The 25,566-nt window shown below is 72.9% G+C and carries 23 protein-coding genes; 5 read left to right on the top strand and 18 right to left on the bottom strand.

Annotation, left to right across the window (positions count from 1 at the left end):
• The first annotated feature begins 334 nt into the window (after positions 1-334).
• Positions 335-958 (top strand): molybdopterin adenylyltransferase, encoded by a 624-nt coding sequence (gene mog, locus JI742_RS08325; protein WP_201825492.1) that lies wholly within the window; start codon positions 335-337, stop codon positions 956-958.
• A gap of 25 nt (positions 959-983) precedes the next feature.
• Here mog and JI742_RS08320 read toward each other — a convergent pair whose 3' ends face one another.
• The 4 genes from JI742_RS08320 to cysE all read right to left on the bottom strand — a co-directional run bounded on the left by JI742_RS08320 (position 984) and on the right by cysE (position 6,299).
• Positions 984-2,885 carry a potassium transporter Kup gene (locus JI742_RS08320; protein WP_201825490.1) on the bottom strand — a complete coding sequence of 634 codons (1,902 nt, stop codon included), beginning with the start codon at positions 2,883-2,885 and terminating at the stop codon, positions 984-986.
• Positions 2,886-2,983: 98 nt separating this feature from the next.
• On the bottom strand, positions 2,984-3,727 hold the full coding sequence (locus JI742_RS08315; RefSeq protein ID WP_201825488.1) for a winged helix-turn-helix domain-containing protein: 744 nt from the start codon (positions 3,725-3,727) through the stop codon (positions 2,984-2,986).
• Positions 3,724-5,343, bottom strand: a complete 1,620-nt coding sequence (locus JI742_RS08310) for an ATP-binding protein (RefSeq protein ID WP_201825485.1) — start codon at positions 5,341-5,343, stop codon at positions 3,724-3,726. Before JI742_RS08310 ends, JI742_RS08315 begins: the two co-directional genes overlap by 4 nt.
• 185 nt (positions 5,344-5,528) lie before the next feature.
• A complete protein-coding gene (gene cysE, locus JI742_RS08305; RefSeq protein ID WP_201825483.1) occupies positions 5,529-6,299 on the bottom strand; it encodes a serine O-acetyltransferase in 771 nt (256 codons plus the stop codon).
• Between the two features lie 190 nt (positions 6,300-6,489).
• On the opposite strand from cysE, the gene JI742_RS08300 reads away from it, so the two are divergent.
• On the top strand, positions 6,490-8,073 hold the full coding sequence (locus JI742_RS08300) for a radical SAM protein (protein ID WP_201825481.1): 1,584 nt from the start codon (positions 6,490-6,492) through the stop codon (positions 8,071-8,073).
• A gap of 36 nt (positions 8,074-8,109) precedes the next feature.
• Here the strand turns inward: JI742_RS08300 and JI742_RS08295 are convergent, their stop codons facing one another.
• The 4 genes from JI742_RS08295 to JI742_RS08280 all read right to left on the bottom strand — a co-directional run bounded on the left by JI742_RS08295 (position 8,110) and on the right by JI742_RS08280 (position 9,734).
• Positions 8,110-8,400 carry an ATPase with chaperone activity gene (locus JI742_RS08295; protein WP_236676834.1) on the bottom strand — a complete coding sequence of 97 codons (291 nt, stop codon included), beginning with the start codon at positions 8,398-8,400 and terminating at the stop codon, positions 8,110-8,112.
• A gap of 93 nt (positions 8,401-8,493) precedes the next feature.
• Positions 8,494-9,078 carry a cytochrome b/b6 domain-containing protein gene (locus JI742_RS08290; RefSeq protein WP_201825478.1) on the bottom strand — a complete coding sequence of 195 codons (585 nt, stop codon included), beginning with the start codon at positions 9,076-9,078 and terminating at the stop codon, positions 8,494-8,496.
• A gap of 14 nt (positions 9,079-9,092) precedes the next feature.
• Entirely contained in the window at positions 9,093-9,374 is a 282-nt protein-coding gene (locus tag JI742_RS08285; RefSeq protein WP_201825476.1) for a PepSY domain-containing protein, read from the bottom strand.
• A gap of 99 nt (positions 9,375-9,473) precedes the next feature.
• Positions 9,474-9,734 carry a hypothetical protein gene (locus JI742_RS08280; RefSeq protein WP_201825474.1) on the bottom strand — a complete coding sequence of 87 codons (261 nt, stop codon included), beginning with the start codon at positions 9,732-9,734 and terminating at the stop codon, positions 9,474-9,476.
• A 516-nt stretch (positions 9,735-10,250) separates the two neighbouring features.
• Between JI742_RS08280 and JI742_RS08275 the strand changes: the two genes are divergently transcribed.
• Positions 10,251-10,913: a pyridoxamine 5'-phosphate oxidase family protein gene (locus JI742_RS08275; protein ID WP_201825471.1), complete on the top strand. Its 663-nt coding sequence runs from the start codon at positions 10,251-10,253 to the stop codon at positions 10,911-10,913.
• Between the two features lie 91 nt (positions 10,914-11,004).
• Here the strand turns inward: JI742_RS08275 and JI742_RS08270 are convergent, their stop codons facing one another.
• Entirely contained in the window at positions 11,005-11,526 is a 522-nt protein-coding gene (locus JI742_RS08270; RefSeq protein WP_201825469.1) for an LEA/WHy family protein, read from the bottom strand.
• 150 nt (positions 11,527-11,676) lie between these two features.
• Between JI742_RS08270 and JI742_RS08265 the strand changes: the two genes are divergently transcribed.
• A complete protein-coding gene (locus tag JI742_RS08265) occupies positions 11,677-11,961 on the top strand; it encodes a hypothetical protein (RefSeq protein WP_201825467.1) in 285 nt (94 codons plus the stop codon).
• Positions 11,962-12,067: 106 nt separating this feature from the next.
• Here JI742_RS08265 and JI742_RS08260 read toward each other — a convergent pair whose 3' ends face one another.
• The 6 genes from JI742_RS08260 to JI742_RS08235 all read right to left on the bottom strand — a co-directional run bounded on the left by JI742_RS08260 (position 12,068) and on the right by JI742_RS08235 (position 19,090).
• On the bottom strand, positions 12,068-13,567 hold the full coding sequence (locus JI742_RS08260; RefSeq protein ID WP_236676833.1) for a DEAD/DEAH box helicase: 1,500 nt from the start codon (positions 13,565-13,567) through the stop codon (positions 12,068-12,070).
• 314 nt (positions 13,568-13,881) lie between these two features.
• Positions 13,882-15,234, bottom strand: coding sequence for a 3-deoxy-D-manno-octulosonic acid transferase (locus JI742_RS08255; protein WP_350309645.1), 1,353 nt, complete (start codon positions 15,232-15,234; stop codon positions 13,882-13,884).
• On the bottom strand, positions 15,218-16,624 hold the full coding sequence (locus tag JI742_RS08250) for a phosphomannomutase/phosphoglucomutase (protein WP_201825462.1): 1,407 nt from the start codon (positions 16,622-16,624) through the stop codon (positions 15,218-15,220). Before JI742_RS08250 ends, JI742_RS08255 begins: the two co-directional genes overlap by 17 nt.
• Before the next feature lie 120 nt (positions 16,625-16,744).
• Positions 16,745-17,560: a TIGR00266 family protein gene (locus tag JI742_RS08245; RefSeq protein ID WP_201825460.1), complete on the bottom strand. Its 816-nt coding sequence runs from the start codon at positions 17,558-17,560 to the stop codon at positions 16,745-16,747.
• Positions 17,561-17,661: 101 nt separating this feature from the next.
• Positions 17,662-18,369, bottom strand: a complete 708-nt coding sequence (locus JI742_RS08240; protein ID WP_201825458.1) for an ATP-binding cassette domain-containing protein — start codon at positions 18,367-18,369, stop codon at positions 17,662-17,664.
• Positions 18,362-19,090: an ABC transporter permease gene (locus JI742_RS08235; RefSeq protein ID WP_201825456.1), complete on the bottom strand. Its 729-nt coding sequence runs from the start codon at positions 19,088-19,090 to the stop codon at positions 18,362-18,364. The genes JI742_RS08240 and JI742_RS08235 overlap by 8 nt, the downstream gene beginning before the upstream one ends.
• A gap of 119 nt (positions 19,091-19,209) precedes the next feature.
• Here JI742_RS08235 and JI742_RS08230 point away from each other — a divergent pair, with 119 nt between their 5' ends.
• A complete protein-coding gene (locus tag JI742_RS08230) occupies positions 19,210-20,343 on the top strand; it encodes a substrate-binding domain-containing protein (protein WP_201825454.1) in 1,134 nt (377 codons plus the stop codon).
• Between the two features lie 51 nt (positions 20,344-20,394).
• On the opposite strand, the gene JI742_RS08225 is transcribed toward JI742_RS08230, so the two are convergent.
• The 3 genes from JI742_RS08225 to dnaE form a co-directional block, all read right to left on the bottom strand.
• Positions 20,395-20,946, bottom strand: a complete 552-nt coding sequence (locus tag JI742_RS08225; RefSeq protein ID WP_201825452.1) for a hypothetical protein — start codon at positions 20,944-20,946, stop codon at positions 20,395-20,397.
• A 292-nt stretch (positions 20,947-21,238) separates the two neighbouring features.
• Positions 21,239-21,526: a hypothetical protein gene (locus JI742_RS08220; protein ID WP_201825450.1), complete on the bottom strand. Its 288-nt coding sequence runs from the start codon at positions 21,524-21,526 to the stop codon at positions 21,239-21,241.
• Positions 21,527-21,795: 269 nt separating this feature from the next.
• A complete protein-coding gene (gene dnaE / locus JI742_RS08215) occupies positions 21,796-25,431 on the bottom strand; it encodes a DNA polymerase III subunit alpha (protein ID WP_201825448.1) in 3,636 nt (1,211 codons plus the stop codon).
• Between the last annotated feature and the right edge of the window lie 135 nt (positions 25,432-25,566).

Raw genomic sequence — 25,566 nt, 5'->3', positions numbered from 1 at the left:
TTGATGCACAGCCCCCTCGTTCAAGCGACTTGACCTTTTGAGTGATGCGATCCGTCCGTGGACGTCACAACTCGTAAGCGGCGCCGGTTTAGGTGCTGTAGCTTTGCCGCTTCCTCTCGATTCTCTTCGGGCACCACCTCAGCGCGATGGATGCGCCCGAGGTGGTGGCGTTGACCTCTAGCCAAGGAGTCCGGTTAAGCCACGCCTTCACCGAACACGCACGCCGGCCCTTCCGATCCGGCTGCTCGCCTTCTGCGCGAGCCCGCCGGGTTGCGGACACTCCTTCTGCCCCCGCCCCGGCACAATCCGCGCCCATCCCGCACCCCTCTTCGCCATGCCCTCCGACACCCCCTCCCCCGACGCCGCCCTGCCCCCACCCGCCCCCATCCGCATCGGCTTGGTATCCGTCAGCGACCGGGCGAGCGCCGGGGTCTACACCGACCAGGGCATTCCTTCGCTGCAAGCCTGGCTGGGCAAGGCGCTGCTGAATCCGATCACCTGGGTGACACGGCTGGTGCCCGATGAGGTGCCGCAGATCAGCGCTGCGCTGCGGGCGCTGGTGGACGAGGAGGCTTGCGATCTGGTGCTGACCACCGGCGGCACCGGCCCGGCGCCGCGCGATGTGACGCCCGAGGCGACGCGGGCCGTGGGCGACCGCGAGATGCCGGGCTTCGGCGAGCAGATGCGGCAGATCAGCCTGCGCTTCGTGCCCACGGCCATCCTGTCGCGGCAGACGGCGGTGATTCGCGGGCGGGCGCTGATCCTGAATCTGCCCGGGCAGCCCAAGTCCATCGCCGAGACGCTGGAGGGCCTGCCGGCGGCCACGCCGCCCTGCCCGGGCATCTTCGCGGCGGTGCCGTATTGCATCGACCTGATCGGCGGGCCTTACCTGGAGACGGACGCCGCCGTGTGCAAGGCCTTCCGGCCGAAGACGGCGATCCGCTGGACGCGGCCCTGAGCGGGCGCGGGTGCGCCGGCCGGTCTCACAGCCGCAGCCGGGTGCCCAGCTCGACCACCGCGCCTTCGGGCAGACAGAAGAAGCCGGCCACGCCGCGGGCCTGGCGGCTCATCGCGGCAAAGGCGCGGTCCGCCCAGGCCGAGGGGCCGTTCGCGGCCTGCGGCAGCAGGGTTTCGCGGCTGAGGAAGTAGCTGGTGGCAGCGGGCTCGATGGGCAGGCCCAGCGCGGCCAGGCCGTCCAGGGCCTGCGGCAGGTCGGGCACTTCCATGAAGCCGAAGGCAACGCCGACGCGCCAGAAGCCCTGGCCCAGGGGCTGCACGCTCAGGCGCTGCCCGGCCGGCACCCAGGGGGTGTCGGCAAAGCGCACGGTCAGCACCAGGTTGCGGGCGTGCAGGTGCTGGTGGTGCTTCAGGTTGTGCAGCAGGGCCTGGGGCACGGTCTGCGCGTCGGCCGAGGGGTAGACGGCGGTGCGGGCGATGCGCGGCAGCGGGTCGGCGGCCAGGCTGGCGACGAAGTCGTCCAGCGCCAGGCCGTCGCGGCGCAGCGCAGCCAACAGGCGCTGGCGGCCACGCGCCCACAGCGCCATGCCCAGGCCCAGCAGCCCGCCCAGAGCCAGCGGGAACCAGCCGCCGTCGGCGAACTTGATCAGGCAGCCGGCAATCATCAGCCCGTCCAGCGCCAGCAGGCCGGCCAGCAGCAGGCCGACCAGGGGCCGCGGCCAGCGCCAGGCGCGGCGCGCCAGCACGGCCACCAGCAGGCCGGTGATGCCCATGGTCAGGGTGACGGCGATGCCGTAGGCCGCCGCCAGCGCCGACGAACTGCCAAAGCCCAGCACGGCCGCCAGCACGCCCAGCAGCAGCGCGGTGTTGACGGCGGGCATGTAGATCTGGCCCGAAGCTGCCGCCGAGGTGTGGCGCACCGTCATCCGCGGCAGGAAGCCGAGCTGCATGGCCTGCCGGGTGACCGAGTAGGCGCCCGAGATCACCGCCTGCGAGGCAATGATGGCCGCCAGCGTGGCCAGCCCCAGGGCCGGCCACAGCGCCCACGCCGGGAACATCCGGTAGAAGGGGTTCTGCAGGGCCGCCGGATCGGCCATCAGCAGCGCGCCCTGCCCCAGGTAATGCACGGCCAGGGCCGGGAAGACGAAGAAGCTCCAGGCCCGGGCGATGGGCTTGCGGCCGAAGTGGCCCAGGTCGGCATACAGCGCCTCGGCGCCGGTCACGGCCAGCACGATGGCCCCCATGACCAGCAAGAGGCCGGGGCCGCGATCCACCAGGAAGCCGACCGCGGCCAGCGGGTTCAGCGCGGCCAGGATGGCCGGGGTCTGGACGATCTGCACGATACCGGTCAGCGCCAGCGTCAGGAACCACAGCGCGATGATCGGCCCGAAGGCCGTGCCCACCCGGGCGGTGCCGAAGCGCTGCACCAGGAAGAGCCCGGTGAGGATCAGCACCGTCGCCGGCAGCGCCCAGTGCGCCAGCGCGGGCGAGGCGACGGCCAGGCCCTCCATCGCCCCCAGCACCGAGATGGCCGGGGTGATCAGGCTGTCGCCGTAGAACAGCGTGGCCGCGGTGACGCCCAGGGCCAGCACGGCGGTGCGCTGCGCCGGCCGGCCGTCCATCAGCGCCGCCACGCGGGCGGCCAGGGCCAGGGCGCCGCCCTCGCCGTGGTGGTCGGCTCGCAGCACCAGCAGCACGTATTTCAGCGAGACGACGAGGAGCAGCGTCCAGACGATGACCGACACCGCGCCCACCAGGTGCAGCGCATCCAGCGGCACGCCGGTGGCCGGGGCGAAGACCTCCTTGACGGTGTAGAGCGGGCTGGTGCCGATGTCGCCATAGACGACGCCGAGGGCGGCCACGGTCAGGGCGGCCTGGGTGGCGCGGGGGACCGATGCAGGGTCGGCCGCTTGCGGATGGGAAGCCATGGGATCGGGGCCGCGGGGGGCCCGGAGCGGAGAGGCCTGCATGCTCCGCCGGGCGGCATCAGGGCCGCATAAGGACGCGGTCGAGGGGGCCTGAGGGATCAGGCGGCCTCGTCGGGCGCGGACTCCGGCTCGACCAGGCGATAGCCCACGCCCGGCTCGGTCAGCAGGCGGCGCGGGTCGGCGGGCTCGGCCTCCAGCTTGGCGCGAAGCTGGGCCATGTAGAGCCGAAGGTAGTGGGTGTGCGCCACGCATTCCGGCCCCCACACTTCCGCCAGCAGATGACGGTGCGTCAGCACCCGGCCGGCGCTGCGCACCAGGCAGGCCAGCAGGCGGAATTCGGTGGGCGTCAGGTGCACCTCGGCGCCGTGCAGGCTGACGTGGTGGGCGGCCAGGTCCACCGCCAGGCCGTCGCGCGCATAGTGGCGGCGGGCCGGCTCGGGTGCGCGGCCGCGATGGCGCCAGGCCACCCGCATGCGGGCCAGCAGCTCGGGCAGGCCGAAGGGCTTGACCAAGTAGTCGTCGGCCCCGGCGTCGAGCAGGCGGACCTTGCCGGCCTCGTCCTCGCGGGCCGAGATCACCAGCACCGGCACGCCGGGCAGGCGCATCGGGCTGTCGGGCGCGCGCAGGCGGGCAAGCAGCGCCTCACCCTCGCCGTCGGGCAGGCCCAGGTCGAGCAGCAGCAGCTCGGGTGGCTCGCGCCGGCGCAGGGCTTCGGCGAGCTGGGCTTCGGCATCGGCCCGGCTGGCGGCACCGGCCACGGCATGGCCCTCGGCCTCCAGGCCGGCGCGCAGGGTGGCGCGCAGCACCGGGTCGTCCTCGATCAGCAGCACGCGCAGGCTCATGGCGGGGTCTCCCGGGACGGCGGGGCCGGCCGCCCCGGCTGCGCAGCGGGCCCGTCCGGGGCCGGCCGCTCGGGCCGGGCGGACGCCGGGTCGGCCGCCAGCGGCACCTCGCCGGCGGCGGGTGCATCGGCGGCCAGCGGCAGCCAGCATTCGAAGCTGGCGCCGCCATGGGCGCGGGCGCGCACCGTCAGCCGGCCGCCGTGCGCGGCGGCGATGGCCCGGCCCAGGGCCAGGCCCAGGCCGGCGCCGCGGCGTTGCGGGGCCGCTTCGCCGGGCGCGCGCGGGCCGCGTTCGAAGGGCTGGAAGATGCGCTCGCGCAGGGCCAGCGGCACCCCAGGGCCGCGGTCGCGCACGGCCAGCAGCAGGCCGCCATCCTGGCGGCGGGCCAGCAGCTCCACCGGGCCCGCGGGGCCGCCGTGGCGCAGCGCGTTGTCGACCAGGTTGTCGAGCAACTGCACCAGGCGCGCGGCATCGGCCTGCAGCAGCGGCAGGCCGGGCTCGACCCGGGCCTTCAGGCGTCGCGCCGGGTCGCGCCGGCGGGCCCGGGCCAGCACGGTGGCGACGATCTCCTCGACCGATTCCCAGTCCGCCGCCAGCCGCGCGCCGGGCGCCTCCAGCCGGGCGAGCTGCAGGCTGTTCTCGCTCAGGCGGACGAGGCCCTCGGCCTCCTCGATCACGGTGTCGAGCAGGGCGGCGCGGCGGGCCGTGTCCAGCGGGCGGGCGTCTTCGCGCAGCGCGGTGGCAGCGCCCAGCAGGGCAGCCAGCGGCGTGCGCTGGTCGTGGGCAATCGACGCCAGCAGGGTGTTACGCAGGGTGGTGGCTTCGGCTTCGGCGCGGGCGGCGGCGGCTGCCTCGCGCAGGCGGGCCTGGGCCAGGGCCTCGGCATAGGGCTCCAGCAGGTCGGGCAACGCGGCCAGGCTTTCGGCCCAGACCGGGTCGGCGGGGCCGCGCTCGGCCCGCGCCAGGCCCAGCACCAGCACGCCTTCCGGGCCCTGCGGGCCGGGCAGCGGCAGGATCCAGGCCGACGACGCCTCGTGGTGGCCGGTGCCGGGGCCGAAGGCGCGGCCCAGGCGATGGGCCAGGCCGGCACCTTCGCGCTGTTCGGCGCTGGGCGGGTCGCCGGCCCAGGCTTCGGGCCAGGGCCCCTCGGCCGGCAGCCAGAGGCTGGCGCTGAGGACGCCGGGCCGCTCGCGCAGGCCTTCGCGAAGCCGGGCGAGCAGCGGGCCGGCCAGCTCGCGCGGATGGCCCGCCCCGCGCAGGGCCTCGGCCCAGGCGCGGCGGGCTTCGGCGCGCGCCGCCTGGGCGGCGGCGCGCTCGGCCGCGCGGCGCTGGCGCGCGACCAGGGCCGCCACCAGACCGCCGACCAGCACGGTGGTGGCCAGCAGCAGCGCATCGGGCTGCAGCGCCACGCGCAGGCTGCCGCGCGGCGGCACCAGGCTCCAGTTGAAGGCGGCTACCGCCAGCGTGCAGACCGCCACCGAGGGCCCGGGCGGCAGCAGCAGCCCGCTCAGCGCCGCGGCCAGCACCAGCAGCAGGGCGAGGGTGGCGTGCTCGACCCGGCCGTCGAGGGCGGCCAGGGCCAGGGCCGTGAAGCCCCACAGCAGGGCCGCAGCCACCAGCGTCCGGCCGGACGACCGGAGCCGGCGGGCACGGGACGGAGCGGACGCGAACTCGGGCATGGGGTAGAGCCTGCCACGCCGGACATCAGGATGGCATCAGGGCGCCAACTGCAAGCCCCGGCCGGCGGGACAAGGTCAGCGCGGCGGGTTGCGCCGGGCGCCGGCCCGGGGCCGCCCTTCCCTCACTTCACCAGGCCCTTGAGCCCCTCGGCGTCGAAGGCCTCGGCGCGCTGCGCATCGCTGGGCACGCAGACGTCGGGGTTCTGCGCCTTGATGAGCGTGTCCAGCGCCTGCCAGAGCATGGCGATCTGGTGCTCGTGGCCGGCGGCCGAGTCGATGAGGCCGCGCATGGCCTGCGAGACGGGGTCGTCGCCCTGGGTGACGCCGTAGGCGGAGAAGCCCATCTTGGCGGCGGCGGCCTCGCGGGCGGCGTCGTCGGGCGCATGCAGGATGCGCGCGGGGTTGCCCACGGCGGTGGCCCCGGCCGGCACGGGCTTGACGACGACGGCGCTGGAGCCGATGCGCGCGCCATCGCCCACCGTGAAGCCGCCCAGCACCTGCGAATTGGCGCCGACGATCACGCCCTTGCCCAGGGTGGGATGGCGCTTGGCGCCCTTGTAGAGCGAGGTGCCGCCCAGGGTGACGCCCTGGTAGATGGTGCAGTCGTCGCCGATCTCGGCCGTTTCGCCCACCACCACGCCCATGCCGTGGTCGATGAAGACGCGGCGGCCCAGGGTGGCGCCGGGGTGGATCTCGATGCCGGTGAGGAAGCGGCCGGTCTGCGAGATGAAGCGCCCCAGCCAGTGCCAGCCGCGCCGCCAGCAGGCATGCGCCCAGCGGTGGATGACGATGGCATGCAGGCCCGGGTAGCAGGTGAGCACCTCGAAGGCCGAGCGCGCGGCCGGGTCGCGTTCGAGGATGCAGGCGATGTCTTCGCGCAGGCGGGCAAGCATGGTCGGGGCGGGGGCTGGGGGCCGGCGGGCGGCCCCGGAAAGCCGTCGGGAAACGGCCTGGATTGTGTCATCCAGGCCCCAGGCCGAAGGGGATGCCGCGGGCCGGCCTTGCAGTGCCGTGGAACACCTGGGACCATGCCGCGCCGACCCGGCACGCCGTGCTGCCGCCCCGCCCCTTCAAGCCATCGACATGACCTCGAACCAACGTGCCGCCTACGACGCCCAGCGCCAGTGCGCCGACACCGGCCCGCTCTGCCACGCCCCGGCTTCGAACATGTATTTCGGCATGACGGGCACCGTGGGTGCCTGTTGCTACAACCGCAGCGAGGCCTATGGCCAGTACCCGCAGTCCAGCGTGCGCCAACTGTGGGACAGCGCCACCCGCAAGGCCCTGGACGCCGCCATGCGCGATCCGGACATTCCGCTGGCCGGTGGCTGCCGGCTGTGCGCCCTGCCCTACGAGGCTGGCAACTTCCAGGGCATGGTCGCGCGGGCTTTCGATTCGCTGTCCGCCCCCAAGCCGCAGGCCATGCACTGGCTGCAGCGCATCAAGGGCCGGCTGGGCCGCAGCGAGCCGGCGCCGGTCTATCCGCGCCAGATGGACTTCGAGCTGTCCAACACCTGCAATCTCGAATGCTCGATGTGCAATGGCTATTTCTCCTCGCTGATCCGTGAGAAGCGCGAGAAGCTGCCGCCCCTCCTCAGCCCCTACGACAGCGACTTCGTCGCGCAATTGCGCGAGTTCATTCCGCACCTCAAGCGGGCCCGTTTCTACGGCGGCGAACCCTTCCTGATCCCGATCTACCACGAGATCTGGGACGCCATGATCGAGCTCAATCCGGGCATGGAGGTGGTCATCACCACCAACGGCACGGTGCTCAACGAACGGGTCAAGCGCGTGCTGGACCGGCTGACCGGCCGGCTGGTGATGTCGATCGACAGCCGCGTGCAAGCCACCTACGAGTCGATCCGCGTCGGCGCGAACTACGCGCAGGTGATGCGCAATGTGGATCACTTCGTCGAGCGGCTGGCGGGCAAGGACATGCTCTCGATGGCGATCTGCCCGATGCCGGGCAACGCCGCCGAGGTTCCTGAGCTGCTGGACTGGTGCAACCGCAACAAGGTGCGGATCTATTTCAACGTGGTGTCCCAGCCGACCGGCGCCTCGCTGCGCAGCCTGTCGGTCGAGACCCTGCATGCGCTGGCTCGCCAGTACGACGCCGTCGACTGCCCGCGCGGAACCGCGCTGGAGCGCGACAACGCCGAAGTCTTCGAGGGCCTGCGCCTGCAAGTGCGTCACTGGGCCGAGACCGCCGTGGCCGCCCGCGAGCGCTACGTGCCGCTGATGAAGCTGCTGCGCAGCGCCGAGGCCGGCGGCGACGACCTGCAAGCCCGTGTGGTGCGCCGTGAACTGGACCTGCGCACGCGCGACACGGCCTCGCCCGAGGACTTGCTGAGCTATGGCGATGAGCAGTCGATGTCGCGCTTCGACTTCCTTTTCGCCTACCTGCGGGCGGCCGGCGAGACCTACCTGGCCGAGCAGGGCTGGACCGGCGCCGAAGCCGAGGTCGTGCGCCAGCGCCTGGCCGGGGTGGAGACCCTGATCCGCGGCATGGACCTGGACCCCGAACTGCTGGTGCGCAATGTCGTGCTCAGCAGCCCCTGCCTGACCGTGCAGGCGGTGCTGCGGCATGACGATGCCTCGCTCGCCCGCATGATGGGCACGCTGGCGGCACGCGCGGCGCAGGTGAAGGTGCCGGTCGTCGCGGCCTGAGGGGGCGGATGGGGTCGAGGCGGGGCCGCGCCGGCCTCAGCCAGCCGCGGGATCGAGCCAATCGCCCGGATCGCGCCAGCCCAGCAGCTCGGCCAGGCGGCGCAACACCCACACCGACTCGGCCGGGCTGACGCCGGCGTCCGGGCCGGCCAGGCCGCGGTGGCAGCGCTCCAGCACATCGTCGGCCGTCACGCCCAGGGCGCCGGGCAGGCCGCGGCAGCTTTCGGCCAGGCTCTGGGCCAGGTCTTCGCAGAACTCGTGGCGCTCGGCCAGGGCGGCGAGATCGGGCGCGCGCCAGCCGCGCGGCGGGCTGGGCTGCAGGGCCATGAAGGAAGGCGGGATGGGATGCATCCCGGGGGTGTAGCAGAGCGGCGAACCGGCCGGGACCGGCCGCCCGGCGCGCGGGCCGAGCCGGACACTTCAGCGCCGGGGCGCGGGCTCGTCGCCGGAAGGCGCTTCGCTCTCGGCGCGCTTGCGGCCGGTGAACATCGCCAGGATCAGGTTCTCGCGATGCCGCCAGCTTTCCAGCAGCGCCGCGCCGACATGCACAGCCACCGCGACCAGGGTCAGGTCGACCAGCAGGCCGTGCAGGGCCTCGACCCATTCGACGCCCCACCAGCGGTCGGTCGTCATCATCCAGCCCGTGCCGCCGATGCCGATCACCGAGCCCAGCAGGAAGACGATCATCACCGCCGCCGCCGGGTTGTGGCCCAGGTGGCGCGGCTCGCGACCGCGCAGCAGCGCGTGCAGATAGCCCCGCAGCGCCAACGGCCGCGGCACGAAATGGTCGAAGCGCGCATGGCCGCGGCCGACGAAACCCCAGACGATGCGCAGCAGCACCAGGCCCAGGGCGATCCAGCCCAGCGACTCATGGGCCTCGCGGAAGGAATCGCTGCTCAGCCAGGATCCGAGGAAGCTCGCGACCAGGCTCCAGTGGAAGCCGCGGACCAGGCGGTCCCAGACCCGCACCGTGGCCGGGGCCGCGCCCGCCGCAGGGGGGGACATGCGGGCCACCGCGCTCAGTCCTTGCGGTTCTCTTGGACGATCACGCCGCTGATCGGGTGGAAATAGACCTCGACTGCCTTGCCGGCCTTGTCATGGCCATCGATCTCCCAGCACTTGCCCTTGGAGACATGCAGCTTGCGCACGTCGTCGACATAGCCGAGGGTGCGCAGCTTGGCATCCATCTGCTCGGCGGTGAGCCACTTGCTGACGGGCTCCTCGGTGCAGCTCGGGCCGGCCTGGGCGGCTCCGGCGGCGGCCAGGGCGAGGACGAGAACGAGGGTCTTGCGGAAGGTCATGGAACAGCTCCTGAAGGGGGGGATGGATCCCGGTCCGGCTTGTGGACCGCAGGACGCCAGTCTCTCCAGGGGCACTGAAGCAGCGCTGAAGCGCTGTCTTCAGCTTCGCAAGCGAAGGCTGTCGGGCGCTTCTTCGGCCGCCGCATCGGCCGGCCGGCGCGAGGCCCAGCGGGGCGGCTCTTCGCCCTCCTCCTGGGGTTCGTCTTCGGCAACGATGCCCGGGCGCAGGGTGTCCAGCGGCCGGCAGACATGGCGCGCCAGGCCCTGCAGGCGCTCGGAATGCTCGACACGCGCCAGCACGGCGGCCGGGTCGATCAGCATCGCGAAAGGGTGGATGGGGCGGGCGTGCGGACGCGGCATGGCGGGGGCTCCGGCAGGGGAAGACAGGCCTTCACTCTAGGCAGGGCTCGCCGGCTGCGCAGTCGCCGGATGGCGCCTTCGCCTGTCGGAAACGCACCGACAGGCTGTCGGTGCGGAACCCGCAAGCCGCGTCATCCCGACGCGGTGCGGGCTGCCGCACGCGCGACTCAGCGCGGCGCGGGCGCGGGCCAGAGCCGGCCGCTGTCGAGCGCAATCTGCCAGTGCAGCAGCCAGGCATCGAGCCCCGCCAGCTCGGCGGCCAGGCCCTGTTCATGGGCCAGGCGACGGGCTTGCAGCAGCTCGGCCAGCGAGGCTTCGCCCAGCGCGTGGCTGCGTTCGAGGCTGCGGCCGAGCTGCTCCAGGCGCTGGGCCGCAGCCTGAGCCCGCGTTCGGGCTTGTCAAGGCGGACTTGCCGGCTTGCCGCCGGCGGCCGGGGCCGCGAGGCTCGTCCGGGCCAGGCCGCTTCCCGCCCCGCGGGGCGCGGCTTCCGCCCATGCCGCCCAGGAGCCCTTCCCCATGAGCCGACTTTTCGGACCCGCGCAGCGCGCGCTGCAAGACCAGTACGACACCCGCCGCATCGCCGACAAGGTCGAGGCCATCGCGCTGCACGACAGCCTGAGCGAGGCCGACCGCGCCTTCATCGCCGGCCGCGACATGTTCTTCCTGTCCAGCGTCGATGCGCAGGGCATGCCGACCGTGTCCTACAAGGGCGGCGCGCCGGGCTTCGTGCGCACGCCCGACGAGAAGACCCTGGTCTTCCCGTCCTACGACGGCAACGGCATGTTCCTCTCGCTGGGCAACCTGGCCGCCACGGCCAAGGTCGGCCTGCTCTTCATCGACTTCGAGACGCCCAACCGCATCCGCGTGCAGGGCGAAGCGCGGCTCGACACCGATCCGGCCGCGCTCGCCGACTGGCCCGGCGCGCAATTGCTGGTGCGGGTGACGGTGCAGGCCGTCTGGCCCAACTGCCCGCGCTACATCCACCGCTACCGCAAGGAAGCACCCTCGCGCTATGTGCCGCAGCCCGAGGACCCGGTGCCGCTGGCGGGCTGGAAGCGCATCGACCTGCTGCAAGACGATCTGCCCGCCGCCGACCAGGGCCGCGCGGCCCGCGAGGGCGGCACGATCTCGATCGAGACCTGGTTCGGGCAAGTGGCCTGCGGCGATCCCAAGGCCTGAGGCATGAAGCCTGAGCCCGGGCCGGGCCGGGCCCGCCGGGTGCGTGCGGGGGGGGGTGCGCCCCCGGCGCCTTCGTGAGGCCGCCGCCGGCTCAGCGCATGCTGGCCGGCAGGGTCAGCTCGCCACGGGTCTCGAAGCGACGCTCGCCGAGCACGCCGCCGACGCCGACCTTGCCGCGCAGCACATAGTCGAGGCGGCGGCCGTCCTTGCCCTCGACCACCCGCAGCGCCTGGCGCAGGGCATCGAGCGCGGTCACGGTCACGGGCACGAAAAGCTGGGTCTCGCCGAAGGGCGTGAGGCGCCCCTTGACGTCGCTGATGCCGCTGCCCAGCGGCTTGCCGCCGACATCGAGTTCAAGGAAGACACCGCTGTAGTCCAGCTCGGCATCGTTGGGATTGAGCAGGCGCAGCTTGACGCCGAAGCGCCACTCCAAGCCGGCGCCGGGCAGCGGCTCGATGCCGACCACCTGCACCCGGAGGGGATCGCGCAGCGGGATGACAATGCAGCCGGCCAGCGGCAGGGCCGCGACCAGCAGCAGGCGGCTGGCAAGCTGGCGGCGACGAGGTGACCGGGGCGAGGCGCCGGCGGGGGACGAAGACTGAATCTTGGGCATGCCTGGAGTCTAGACAATTGCCCCCGGGGGGGCAGTGGACTATCCTGCGGCCGCCCGGCGCCGACTCGGACGCCAGCCCGGACCGTGTCATGCACGGAACGGACCCTCACTTCAAGAGGCCTTCAGGCCCTTACCCGGAGACCAAGAACCATGGATGCCCAAACCCTGATCATTGCCCTCGCCGTCGCCGCGGTGGTTTTCTTCTTCCTGCGACGCGGCAAGGGCGGCTCGGCCGAGCCGGCGGCCAGCCCGGTGATGGCGGCCCCCGCAGCGCCTGTCGCCACCCGCTCGACCCTGGGCGATGTGCAGGCCTACCGCAAGGCCCATCCCTCGAACCAGATCCAGGGCAAGCTGACCTGCCACCACTGTGGCTCGAACCGCGTCGGCTGCAGCGGAAGCTGCGAGAACTGCGGCGCCCAGCTCTTCAGCGCCTGATCTCCCCCACCCGCCCCGCGCGGGCGGACCATGCAAAAGGGCGGCCCGCGGGCCGCCCTTTTTTCATGTCCCGCCGCAGGCCTGGGGCCTGCGGCAGCGTGCGATCTCAGCGACCGCCGCCGCGCGGACCACGGTCGTTGCGGAAGCCGCCCGGACCCCGGTCGCCACGCGGCGCACCGCCTTCGGGACGCGGAGCGCCGTAGCCACCGCCACCGCCGCCCCCCTCAGCCCAGCGGCCCGCACCGCCGCCACCGGCATGGGCCTGGCCCTTGCGGAAGCCGGGCATCGGCTTGTCGCGACGAGGCTTCGGGGCCTGCGGGGTGGGTTCGAGGCCGGGGATCACGGTCGGCACCAGGGTCTGGCGGGTGTAGGCCTCGATCGCACGGATCTTGGCGCGCTCGCGGTGCTCGGCGATGGTGATCGCGTGACCGCTGCGGCCGGCGCGGCCGGTGCGGCCGATGCGGTGCACATAGTCCTCGGCCTTCATGGGCAGGCCGAAGTTGATGACGTGGCTGATGCTCGGCACGTCGATGCCGCGGGCGGCCACGTCGGTGGCGACCAGCACGCGGATGTGGCCATCACGCAGGTTCTGCAGGCGACGGTTGCGCACGCCCTGGGGCATGGCGCCGTGCAGGGCGACGGCGGAGTAGCCCATCTGCTGCAGGGTTTCGGCCAGGGCCTCGGTGTCGACCTGGGTGCTGGCGAAGACGACCGCCTGCTCCAGCGCCACATCGCGCAGCCAGTGCTCCAGCAGCTTGTGCTTGTGGCCGAGGTTGTCGGCCCAGTGCAGGGTCTGGGTGATGTCGGTGTGGCGGTCCTGGGCGGTGGCCAGCTCCAGGCGACCCGGCTCGCGCATCACGCGGGTGGCCAGGGTCATGATGCGCGGCGCGAAGGTGGCCGAGAACATCATGGTCTGCTCGCGCTGGGCGGTCGCGTCGTGCAGGGCGGCCAGGTCCTCGGCGAAGCCGAGGTCGAGCATGCGGTCGGCCTCGTCCACCACGAGCATGTGGCACAGGTCCAGGCGGATCTGCTTGCGTTCCTGCAGGTCGAGCAGGCGGCCCGGGGTGGCGACGATGAGGTCGGCGCCGCGCAGGTCGAAGAGCTGCTTGCCGTAGGCCATGCCGCCGACGATGGTGGCCACGCGCAGGCCGCGCACGGCATCACGCACCTTGTCGTGCTTGCTGGCACTGCGCATCGCGGCGCTGACGCCGCGCATCAGGTCGATGGCGTCGGACGCCACCTGCTGGGCCAGTTCGCGGGTCGGGCAGAGCACGACAGCGCGCGGGGCGGCCACCCGCGAGGCGGCGGCCGGCGGCAGGGTCAGCAGGCGCTGCAGCACGGGCAGCAGGAAGGCGGCGGTCTTGCCGCTGCCGGTCTGGCTGGAGACCATCCAGTCGCCGCCGGCCAGGGCCGAGGGCACGGCTTGAAGTTGCACCGGGGTCGGCGCGGTGTAGCCGAGGGCGGCCACGGCATCGACCAGGGGCTGGATCAGGCCGAGGGCGAGGAAGGCATTGGGGGCCTGGGGCTCGGTCGAGACCGGCTCGGCCACTTCCTGCACGGTGTTGAGGCTTGCCTGGGCTTCTTCAGCGTCGGCAAGGAAGGACATGGCGTGGCCAGCGGCCGCATCAAGGGTCGTCATCGCAGCTTCCGCCGGCTTGCGGCGGTTCCGTCGTGCTCGGGTCGGGTGCTCGGCACCTCGAAACCCGAGGGTTGGGTGAACATCGACCAACCGACGGCAAGCCACGGAAACCGGATCAACCGGTGCGCCGTGCAGGGGGTCCGCGGCAGAAGCGACGGACCAGAGGCGGGTGAGACGATGGGCGGAGGCGGCCGGAATCCTTGTTCCGGGCCACCCGGGCATGCCGTAAGGAATGCAGCTTGTGATTATGGCACGCCGGCCTCGCCCGATCGGTGCGAACCCTAGGTTTTGTCGTCCGGGAACGACGCCAGCACCCGCTGCGCCATGCCGCGGGCGATGGCCTGCCGCCCCGCCACCCAGGGCGGGCCGGCGGCGGCGCGGGCCGCAAGGGTGGCGGGATCGTCGAGCAAGGCCAGCGCGCGGTCCAGCGCGGCGGGCAGATCGGGCAGCCGCTCGGCGGCCCCGGCCGCGCAGGCTGCCTCGGCCGCCGCCGCGAAGTTGTAGGTGTGCGGGCCCATCAGCAGCGGGCAGCCGCAGGCGGCAGCCTCGATCAGGTTCTGCCCGCCCAGCGGCGCGAAGCTGCCACCCAGCAGGGCCAGGCCGCCCGCGCCGGCCGCGCTGTAGTAGGCCGCCATCTCGCCCAGGCTGTCGCCCAGCCAGACCGGTGCCTGCGCGGCCTCGGGTGGCGGCAGGCCCTCGGCCCCCCAGGCGCTGCGGCGCGCCAGCGGGCCCAGCGGCGCCAGCAAGGCAGCGACTTCGTCGAAACGCTGCGGATGGCGCGGCACCACCAGCAGCCGCAGCCGCCCGGCCAGTTGCGGGGCTCGGGCCTGCCAGGCGTCGAGCAGTGCGGCCTCCTCGCCCTCGCGGCTGCTCGCGAACAGCAGCAGCGGCAGGCCGCTGGCCGCCGCCCAGGCCCGCCCGCGGGCCAGCAGCGCGGGCTCGGGCCGCAGCTCGAACTTCAGGTTGCCGAGCACCTCGACCCGGCCCACCCCGGCGGCCTGCAGGCGGGCGGCGTCTTCGGGCGTCTGGGCCAGGGCGCCGGCCAGGGCGCGGTGGGCCGGGCGCAGCAGGGCACCGAAGCGGCGCCCGCGACGCAGGCTGCGGTCGCTGAGCCGCGCATTGAGCAGCCAGACCGGCAGGCCCCGGGCCTGCGCCTCGGCCATCAGGCCGGGCCAGACCTCGGTCTCCATCAGCAGGCCGCCACGCGGCCGGGCCCAGGCCAGGAAGCGGCGCACCGGACCGGGCGCATCCCAGGGCAGCCAGACTTGATGGTCGCCAGGCCGCAGCAGCGCGGCGCCCGCCGCCCGGCCGGTGGCAGTGCCGTGGCTGAGGATCAGCCGCAGGGTGGGATCCTCGGCGCGCAGGGCCTCGATCAGCGGCTCGGCCGCCCGCGTTTCGCCGAGCGAGACCGCATGCAGCCAGACCGCGCCGGGCGCGGGCGGCGGCTTGTCGTAGAAGCCGAATCGTTCACCCACCGCCTGCCGGTAACCCGGCTCGACCCGGCCGCGCCAGGCCAGGCGGGCGCGCAGGGCCGGGGCGAGCAGCGTGCTCAGGCCGCGGTAGAGGCCCAGGGCCAGGGCCTCGGCCCGCGGCCGCACGGCTGCGGCCGCGCCCGCCTCAGTGGGCGGCGGCACCGAGCACGGCGTCCGGCTTGACGGCCTTGAGCGCGGCGAGGAAGGTGGCCTCGATGCGATGCAGCGCCGCCTCGGTGTGGCCCTCGAAGCGCAGCACCAGCACCGGGGTGGTGTTGGAGGCGCGGATCAGACCGAAGCCGTCGGCGAAGTCGACCCGCACGCCGTCGATGGTGACGACCTCGCTGGCACCCGGGAAGCTCAAGGCGCCCGACGCCACCTGCTCGCGCAGGGTCGCGACGACGGCATGGTGCTCGCCCTCGGCACAGGCCACATTGAGCTCGGGCGTGCTGAAGCTGGTCGGCAGCGCATTCAGCACGGCGCTGGGATCGGCCTCGCGGCTGAGGATCTCCAGCAAGCGGGCGGCGGTATAGGTCGCGTCGTCGAAGCCGTACCAGCGCTCGGAGAAAAAGATGTGGCCGCTCATCTCGCCGGCGATCGGCGCGCCGGTGGCCTTGAGCTGGGCCTTGATCAGCGAGTGACCGGTCTTCCACATCATGGGCTGGCCGCCGGCAGCGCGAACGGCCTCGGTCAGGCGCTGGCTGCACTTCACGTCATAGATCACCGGCTCGCCGGGGCGGCGGCTCAGGATGTCGCGGGCATAGAGCATCAACTGCCGGTCGGGGAAGATGTTCTGGCCGTCGCGGGTCACCACGCCCAGGCGGTCGCCGTCGCCGTCGAAGGCCAGGCCCAGCTCGGCGCCGGTCTCGGCCACGGTGCGGATCAGGTCGCGCAGGTTCTCGGGCTTGGACGGATCGGGATGGTGGTTGGGGAAGTCGCCGTCGACCTCGGAGTACAGCTCGATCACCTCGCAACCCAGGGCACGCAGGATGCCAGGCGCGCTGGCGCCGGGAATGCCGTTGCCCGAGTCGACGACGATCTTCATCGGCCGGCTCAGCTTCACGTCGCCGACGATGCGCTGGGTGTATTCGGCCAGCAGGTCAACCGGGCTCACGCGGCCGCTGCCCTGGGCATAGTCCTCGGCCTCGATGCGCTGGCGCAGGCCCTGGATCTCGTCGCCGTAGATGGCGCGGCCGGCCAGCACCATCTTGAAGCCGTTGTAGTCCTTGGGGTTGTGGCTGCCGGTGACCTGGATGCCGCTGTTGCAGCCGATCGCGCCACGGGTGGCCGCTGCGTAGTACAGCATCGGCGTGGTGACCGCGCCGAGGTCGATCACATCGACACCGGCCGAGGTCAGGCCGCGCGCGAGCGCCGCCACCAGGTCGGGGCCCGAGAGCCGCCCGTCGCGGCCGACGGCGACGACCTTCTCGCCCAGGCGCACCGCCTCGCTGCCAAAGGCCCGGCCGAGGTGCTCGGCCAGGGCGGCATCGAGCGTCTTGCCGACGATGCCGCGGATGTCGTAGGCCTTGAAGATGCTGGCGTCAACGCGCATGGGAGAGGGTCTCCGGGACGGGGATGGGGGGAGGAAAGCCTCAGGCCATTCTAGGGACCAACCCTGAGTCTTCCGCCGCCCTGCGGGCCCTGGCCCGCGGGGGCGGCGCGGGGCGATGCCTCACTCGTCGTCGCCGCCCAACACCGAGCCCAGCAGGCCGCCGCCAGCGAAGCCGCCGAGCACCGAACCCTCGCCCCGGCCGCCGCCGCCCGTCTGCGGGGCTGCGGCGAAGACCCGGCTGGCCAGGCGGCTGAAGGGCAGGCTCTGCAACCAGACGGTGCCGGGGCCGGTCATCTTGGCGAAGAACAGGCCTTCGCCGCCGAAGAGCGCGGTCTTGATCTTGCCGACGTACTGGATCTCGAAATCCACATTGGGCGTGTAGGCCACCACGCAGCCGGTGTCGATCATCAGCGTCTCGCCGGGCTTGAGCTCGCGCTTGAGCACGGTGCCGCCGGCATGCACGAAGGCCAGCCCGTCGCCGTCGAGCTTCTGCATGATGAAGCCCTCGCCGCCGAAGAAGCCCACCGAGAGCTTCTGCTGGAAGGCGATGCCCAGGCTGACGCCGCGGGCCGCGCAGAGGAAGCTGTCCTTCTGGCAGATCAGCGTGCCGCCGAGGCGGTGCAGATCCATGGGCAGGATCTTGCCCGGATAGGGCGCGGCGAAAGCCACCCGCTGCTTGGTCGGCGCCTGGTTGGTGTAGACGGTGGTGAACAGCGATTCGCCGGTGATCAGGCGCTTGCCCGCGCCCAGCAGCTTGCCGAAGAAGCCGCCCTGCTGCGCGCCGCCGTCGCCGAAGACGGTGTCCATCGCGATGCCGGCTTCCATGAACATGAGGCTGCCGGCCTCGCCGATGGCCGCTTCGCCGGGGTCGAGCTCGACCTCGACGAACTGCATTTCGCTGCCCTTGATCTCGAAATCGACAACATCCATCGCCATGGTGAATTCCTCGCTGAAACGGGTGGAGTCGGGGGCACTGGACGCGCGCCCCGCGCGGGTGGCGGGATGGTAGCGAGGCGCGATGCCGGGCGCCGCCGGCCTCACCAGGGCAGCTCGCCGCGGACGAAGCGCCGGGCCGCCTCCGGCAGGGCCGCGCCGCCGTCGGCAAAGAAGGGGCCGACCGGCGCATCCGCCAGCACCCGGCCCTGCTCCAGGTAGAGCACCCGGGTCGCCAGGCGCTTGACCTGCCCCAGGTTGTGCGAGGCGAAGGCCAGGCTCATGCCGCCGGCGGCCAGGCCCTCGATCAGGGCTTCGACCTCGCGCTTGGCGCCCGGGTCCAGGCTGGCGGTGGGCTCGTCCAGCAGCAGCAGGCCGGGCCGGCCGGCCAGCGCCCGGGCCAGGGCCAGGCGCTGCTGCTGCCCGCCGGACAGGGCCCGCGCCGGGCGGGCCGCCTCGGCACGCAGGCCGACCTGGTCGAGCAGCTCGGCCACCCGCGCGGCCGGCTCGGCCTCGCTTGCGCCCGCCAGGCGCAAGGCCAGGCGCAGGTGCGCCGCCACCGAAAGGCGCAGCAGCGCCGGCCGCTGGAAGAGCATGCCGATGCGCAGCGCCGGGGCCTGCACGCACAGGCCGGCATCGGGCAGGCGCAGGCCGTGCAGCAGGCGCAGCAGGGTGCTCTTGCCCGAGCCGTTCGCGCCGACCAGGGCCAGGCGCTCGCCCGCCGCCAGGCGCAGGTCCAGCGGATGCACGGCCATGCGCATGCCGAAGCGAACGCAGGCGCCGCGCAGCTCGATCAGCGCGGGCTCAGTCATGGGCCTGGCCCTCCACCGCCGCCTCGCCCCGGCCTTGCCAGGCGCGCAGGGCGGCAATGCCCAGGTTCAGCAGCAGCACCACGCCCAGCAGCACCAGGCCCAGGGCCAGGGCCAGGGGCAGGTCGCCCTTGCTGGTCTCCAGCGCGATCGCGGTGGTCATCACCCGGGTGTGGCCGGCGATGTTGCCGCCGACGATCATGACCGCGCCGACTTCCGCCACCGCCCGGCCGAAGGCCGCCAGCACCACCGTCAGCAGGGCCAGGCGCTCGTCCCACAGCAGCAGCAGGGCCGCGACGGGCCGGCTGGCGCCCATGGACTGAAGCTGCTCGCCGTGCAGGGCCCAGGGCGCCTGCAAGGCCTGCCGGGTCAGGGCCACGACGATGGGCAGGATCAGCACCGTCTGCGCCATCACCATGGCCGTCGGCGTGAACAGCAGCCCCCATTCGCCCAGCGGGCCGGAGCGCGACAGCAGCAGGTAGACCACCAGGCCCACCACCACCGGCGGCAGGGCCAGCGAGGTGTTGAGCAGGGCCAGCACCAGCCGCCGGCCCCGGAAGGACAGCAGCGCCAGCGCGGCGCCCAGGCCCAGGCCGATCAGCGCGGCGATCAGGCTGGCCGCGCCGCTCACGCCCAGCGAGAGGCCGACGATCTGCCCCAGTTGGGGATCGGCCCCGCGGATCAGGTCCAGGGCCGTGAGGACGCTGTCGGCGAAGGTGTTCAAGGGAGGTCAGCGGGGTGGGCAAGCGGGCATGCCGAGGGGGGCGGCGCAAGCCCGACCCTGCGGCACACTGGGGCGGCGGATTCTCCCGACGGTCCCGCCCCCTGACCATATGTAGCCCGATGCATAGGATCGATCTCACCTACGCGCTGCGCAGCACCCTGCCCGACGAGCGCCGCCCGACGGCCCTGCATCACCCGCTGTTCGCGCTGCTCGATGCCCTGCACCGCCACGGCTCGATCCGCGCGGCGGCGCAGGCCCTGGGTCTGTCCTACCGCCATGTCTGGGGCGAGCTCAAGCGCTGGGAAGGCGAGCTGGGCCGCGAGCTGGTCCTGTGGGCCAAGGGCCAGCGGGCCGCGCTGAGCCCCTTCGGCGAGAAGCTGCTCTGGGCCGAGCGGCGCGCCCAGGCCCGCCTGGCACCCCAGGTGGAAGCCCTGCGCATGGAGCTGGAACGCGCCTTCGACGTGGCCTTCGACGACCGCATCGACGTGATGACCCTCTGCGCCAGCCACGACCAGGCCCTGCCCCTGTTGCGCGAGCTGGCCCGCGAACAGGGCCTGCACCTGGACCTGAACTTCATGGACAGCCTGGATGCCCTGCGCGCACTGGATGCCGGCCAATGCACGATGGCCGGCATCCAGGTGCGCGACGGCGTCGCGCGGGCTTCGGTCAGCGCGCGCATCTACCGGCCGCGGCTCAAGCCCGGCCACCACAAGCTGATCGGCTTTGCCCAGCGCACCCAGGGCCTGATGGTGGCGCCGGGCAATCCGCGCCGCATCGCGGGCCTGAGCGACATGCTGCGGCCCGAACTGCGCTGGGTGGGGCGCGCCGAGGGCACGGGCACCCGCATCCTGCTCGACGAGCTGCTGGCCGAGGCCGGGGTCCATCCGCCGCAGCCCGCACTGACCGAGCCCTCGCATGTGGCCGCCGCCCAGGCGGTGGCCAGCGGATGCGCCGATGCGGCCTTCGGCCTGGAAGCTGCCGCCCGCCCGGCGGGGCTGGACTTCATCCCGCTGGCGCGCGAGCGCTACTTCCTGCTGACGCTCAAGAGCACGCTCGACAGCAGCCCCGCCCTGCGCCGCCTGGTCGGCCTGCTCGGCTCGACGGCCTGGGCCCAGGTGCTGGCCGGCCTGCCCGGCTATGCCGCCACCGAGCCCGGCGCCGTGCTGGCCCTGACCCGGGTGCTGCCTTGGTGGAGCTACCGCAACCCGTCCCGCCCAGGGACTGAAGGGGTCGCGGCCCCGCCGCAGGCCTGAGTCGCGGCCCGCAACCCGCGGCGCGAGCCTGGCAGAACCGATCAGCGCTTCTCAGTCGGGGCCGCCACGGCCTTTGCCGTACTCACCGTCGCCCCGCCCGTGGCCATGACCCGGGTCGCGGTCCGGCCCGTGGCCCTTGCCGCCCCGGTCCCGGTCGTGGCCATGGGGGCGGTCACGTTCTCCGTGCCCCTCGCGGTGCGCGTGATAACCGCCGCGTTCGTCGTTGCCGCCATGGCGCCGCCGGTATTCGGGCGCATAGACCCCGTCGTACCAGTCGTTGCGGACGAAGTAGACGGGCGCCCCGCAGGCGTCGTAGCGGTGACAGTGCTTGCGCCAGTTCTTGCGATGGCCAGGCGGCACGTTCAGGTAGAGAGGCCGCAGCCGGTGGCCGCCCTCGACGAGGATCACCGGCTGCGGCGACACCAGCACCGGCCGCGGGAAGGTGCCGATGTCGATCACGCCATAGAAGCCGGGCTGGCCGATGCGAACGGAGATGCCGACATCGACGTCGGCAGCCTGGGCGGCAGGGAGGGCGGCCAGCACCAGACCGGCAGCGGCGGTGCCAGCGGCCAGCCAGCGGCGGATCGGGCGGGGGATGGACATGGGGGACTCCTTCGTGTCGTCGGGATCGGCAGTTCGCCGGTACCCCGTGCGACATGATGCCAGCCCGATGTCGCTGCTGCGCGAGGCCGGCGTGATGCAAAGTGAAGCTGGACGGCTCTCGGCGCCACGCCAGCCTGGCCATCAGCGGGCGCGTAGCGGTTGCGGCAGGGCAGACCTGCCGGCGCCGGCGCCAGCCGAATAAGCGTGCCACCTGGTCGTGTCGCGCCAGGGTGTCAGCAGCCCCTCCAGAGGCGCGGCCAGCGCGATCGGCGCAGCTTGGCGCATGCAATCCTTACCGCCAATGCGCAGGGCCGTCTGCCGCCAGCGACCGGGCCGGGCAGGCGATGGGGATGGCGGCGGAGGCCAGCCGGTGGCGCTGAGCGATGGCGCTGGCCACGGCCAGGCGCTGCAAGCGCTTCCAGGGCTGGATCGCGTGACGGGCCTGGATGAAAGTATGGTGGGGCCCGGTCGGGTCGCCGAATGCCGTGACCGCCTCGGCATGCTGGTGGCCGGCTTCCATCCGCCGTGGGATCTGACCCGGGTCGATCCAAGGCAGTTGCGCCAGCGGCGTGTAGTCCAACAGGGAACGCGGCCGTGCGCAGCGCCACCGGGCCGTGGCTCAGCCCAGGGGCGGCATGATCAGCCAGCGTGCGCCGGTGCGGATCACGCCCAAGGCGTCAGCGCAGCAGGCTTACTCGGCCGGGAAGCCTGACCAGGCGCTGCCCGGACTGTCCACCGCCCGGTCGAAGTGCTCGGCCTGACAGACCCGGGCCGCGACATCGAGGGCTCCGGCCGAAGAGCCACGGGCGGCTGGTCCATCCGCGGCTTGCGAAGACAAGGTCTTCCGGCTCAGCCCGCCTCGTAGACGAGCTGCGCGCCGGCCGGGGCCAGGGCGCGGCAGCGCTGCAGCGCTTCCTCGCTGGGCAGGATGCGGGCCTCCTCGCCCAGCTCCAGCTCGACCTCGCCCCAGGGCCGCTGCAAGCGAAGCTGGAGGCGCAGGCCGAGCAGCTTCTCGCCGCCCTCGGGCAGCTCGATGCGGCGCGGCGGGAAGTCGCGCAGCAGGGCCTGCACGCCGTCGAGCAGCGTCTGCTCGGCGGCACCCAGGCCGCTGCCGTGCAGCGTCAGCGCCAGCTTCACATGCCGGCCGAAGCGGCAGCGCGCCTCGCCCAGGCTCCAGACCTGGTTGACATTGAGCCGCAGGCCGCCGCTGAAGCGGTCGGGCTGCACCTTGCCCTGCACGATCACCAGCTCGTCGTCGCGCAGCAGCTCGCGGTTCGCGTCGAGCAGCTCCTCGTTGGCCACGGCCTCCAGGGTCTCGCTGCAGTCGTCGAGGCTGAAGATCGCGACCCGGCCGCGCTGGCCGTTGACGACCCGCAGGCCGGTGACGATGCCGGCCAGCAACTGCGGCTCGCGGCTGTCGATCAGGTCGGCGATCTTCAGCTTGGCGAAGCGCCGCACCTCGGCGGCATGCTCGTCGAAGAGGTGGCCGCTCAGGTAGAAGCCGAGCGCGGTCTTCTCGTGGCCGAGCTGCTCGCGCACGCTCCAGGGCGCGGTGGCCACGAGGGCCGGTTCCTGGGTGGAGGCGCCATGCGCGTCCTCGCCGCCGAAGTCGAAGAGGCCGCCCTGGTCGGCATGGCGGGCCTGGGCCTCGGCATCCTCGAAGCCCAGGCCGATGCTGGCGACCAGGGCTGCGCGGTCGGGCGTGATGCGGTCGAAGGCGCCAGCCTTGACCAGGGCCTCGACGGCGCGCTTGTTCACCCGCTGACGGTCGATGCGGCGGCAGAAGTCGAAAAAGCTGCGGAAGGGGCCGCCGGCGCTGCGGGCCTCGACGATGGCCTCGACCGCGCCCTGCCCCGTACCCTTGACCGCACCCAGCGCGTAGCGGACGCGGCCCTTCTCGGCGTCCTGCTTCGGCAGGCGGCCCGGCTCGCCCTCGGCCGGCGGATCGACCGGCTCGAAGCCCCAGGTGCCGGTGTTGATGTCCGGCGCCTCGAAGACGAGGCCGAACTGCGCGACGGCGTCGTCGTGGAAGATCTTCAGCTTGTCGGTGTCGTCGATCGACACCGTCATGTTGGCCGCGAAGAACTCGGCCGGGTGATGCACCTTGGCCCAGGCCGTGTGATAGGCCAGCAGGGCGTAGGCCGCGGCATGCGACTTGTTGAAGCCGTAGCCCGCGAACTTCTCCATCAGGTCGAAGATCTCGTTGGCCTTGGCGGCGTCGATGCCCTTCTTGTCGGCGCCCTCGGCGAAGATGACCCGGTGCTTGGCCATCTCCTCGGGCTTCTTCTTGCCCATGGCCCGGCGCAGCAGGTCGGCGCCGCCCAGCGAGTAGCCGCCGACGATCTGCGCAACCTGCATGACCTGCTCCTGGTAGACCATGATCCCGTAGGTCTCCTTGAGCACGCCCTCCATCAGCGGATGCGGGTAGGCCACCTCCTCGCGGCCGTGCTTGCGGGCGCAGAAGCTGGGGATCAGGTCCATCGGCCCGGGGCGGTAGAGCGCCACCAGGGCAATGATGTCCTCGAAGACGCTGGGCTTGGCCTCGCGCAGCATGCCCTGCATGCCGCGCGATTCAAGCTGGAACACGGCCACCGTCTTGCCCTCGCTGAGCAGGCGGTAGGTGGCGCGGTCGTCGAGGGCCAGGGTCTCGAAGCTGAAGTCCTTGCGCGCGGGATGGCGCGCGACGATGAACTTCCGGGCCAGCTCCAGGATGGTCAGGGTGGCCAGGCCCAGGAAGTCGAACTTCACCAGGCCGATGGCCTCGACATCGTCCTTGTCGTACTGGCTGACCGCGCTGTTGCTGCCGGGCTGCTGGTAGAGCGGGCAGAAGTCGGTGATCTTGCCGGGCGCGATCAGCACGCCGCCGGCATGCATGCCGACATTGCGGACCAGGCCCTCCACCCGCTCTGCCAGGGCCAGCAGCTCGGCAACCTCTTCTTCCTTCTGCTCGCGCTGCTCGATCTCCGGCGCCTCCTTGCGCGCATAGATCAGGCCGGGGTCGGGCTTGTCGCCGGGGCGGGCCAGGGTCACGGTCTTGCCGGGCGGGGCCGGCACCAGCTTGGCGATGCTGTCCACATGCCCATAGCCCATGCCGAGCACCCGGCCCACGTCGCGCAGCGCGGCCTTGGCGGCCATGGTGCCGAAGGTGGCGATCTGGCTGACGGCATCGCGGCCGTACTTGAGCTTGACGTAGTCGATGACGCGGTCGCGGTTGCCCTGGCAGAAGTCGATGTCGAAGTCGGGCATCGAGACCCGGTCGGGGTTCAGGAAGCGCTCAAAGAGCAGGTTGTAGGCCAGCGGGTCCAGGTCGGTGATCTTCAGCGCATAGGCCACCAGGCTGCCGGCGCCCGAACCGCGGCCCGGTCCAACCGGGCAGTCGTGCGTCTTGGCCCAGTTGATGAAGTCGGCCACGATCAGGAAGTAGCCGGGGAAGCCCATCTTCAGGATCACGCCGATCTCGAAGTCCAGCCGCTCCTGGTAGCGCGGGCGGGCGGCCTCGCGGGCGGCCGGGTCCGGGTAGAGCTGCCGCAGCCGATCTTCCAACCCGGCCTGCGAGGCCTCGCGGAAATAGTCGGCCATGGGCATGGGCGCGGGCACGCCGTCCGGGCCGGGGCGCATCGGCGTCGGGAAGTCCGGCAGCTGCGGCTTGCCCAGCACCAGGCTCAGCGCGCAACGGCGGGCCAGGGCCACGCTGTTGGCCAGGGCCTGCGGCAGGTCGGCGAAGCGGGCCTGCATCTCGGCCGTGGTCTGGAAGCGCTGTTCGGGCGTGAAGCGCTTGGGCCGCTTGGGGTTGGCCAGGGTCTCGCCCTCGGCAATGCAGGTGCGGGCCTCGTGAGCCTCGAAGTCGTCGGCCGTCAGGAACTGGATCGGATGGGTCGCGACCACCGGCAGGCCCAGGCGGGCCGCGAAGGGCAGGGTCGCGCGGACCAGGGGCTCGTCCTGCGGCCGGCCGGCGCGCTGCAGCTCCAGCACATAGCGGCCGGGGAAGATCGCGGCCAGTTGCCGGGCCAGGGCCTCGGCTCGGGCCTCGTCACCGGCCAGCAGGGCCTGGCCGACCGCGCCGAGGTCGAAGCCCGAGAGCGCGATCAGGCCCGTGGCGCGGGCGGCCAGCGCGTCCAGCGTCAGGCAGGGGGTGGTGCCGCGGTGCAGCTCGCCGGTCCAGGCCGCGCCGAGCAGCTCGGAGAGATGGCGGTAGCCCTGCGCGTCCTGGACCAGCAGCAGCAGGCGGGTCGGCGCGCGGTCGGCCGCCTCGGGCGCCAGCCAGACCTCGGCGCCCAGCAGGGGCTGCACGCCCTTGCTGCGGGCCTTGTTGTAGAACTTGATCGCGCCGAAGAGGTTGGCGAGGTCGGTCACCGCCAGCGCCGGCTGGCCGTCCGCCGCGGCGGCGGCCACCAGGTCGTCGATGCGCAACGTGCTGTCGACCACCGAGAACTCGGTGTGGCTGCGCAAGTGAACGAAGGGAATCGGCTTGGGGTCGGCGCTCATCAAGTCATCCTAGCAAGGCCCCCTGGGCGGCCCAGCCCGTGGGCGGGGGCCAGCCGCCCGGGCGAGGCAGGTCACGAGGTGGGCCGCGAGGCAGGCAGCGGGCGGGCCAAGCCGGGCGGCGCGGGAGCGGCTTTC

This window comes from Piscinibacter lacus (assembly GCF_016735685.1).
Lineage (GTDB): Bacteria > Pseudomonadota > Gammaproteobacteria > Burkholderiales > Burkholderiaceae_C > Aquariibacter > Aquariibacter lacus.
This window is presented reverse-complemented; position numbering and strand designations above follow the sequence as displayed.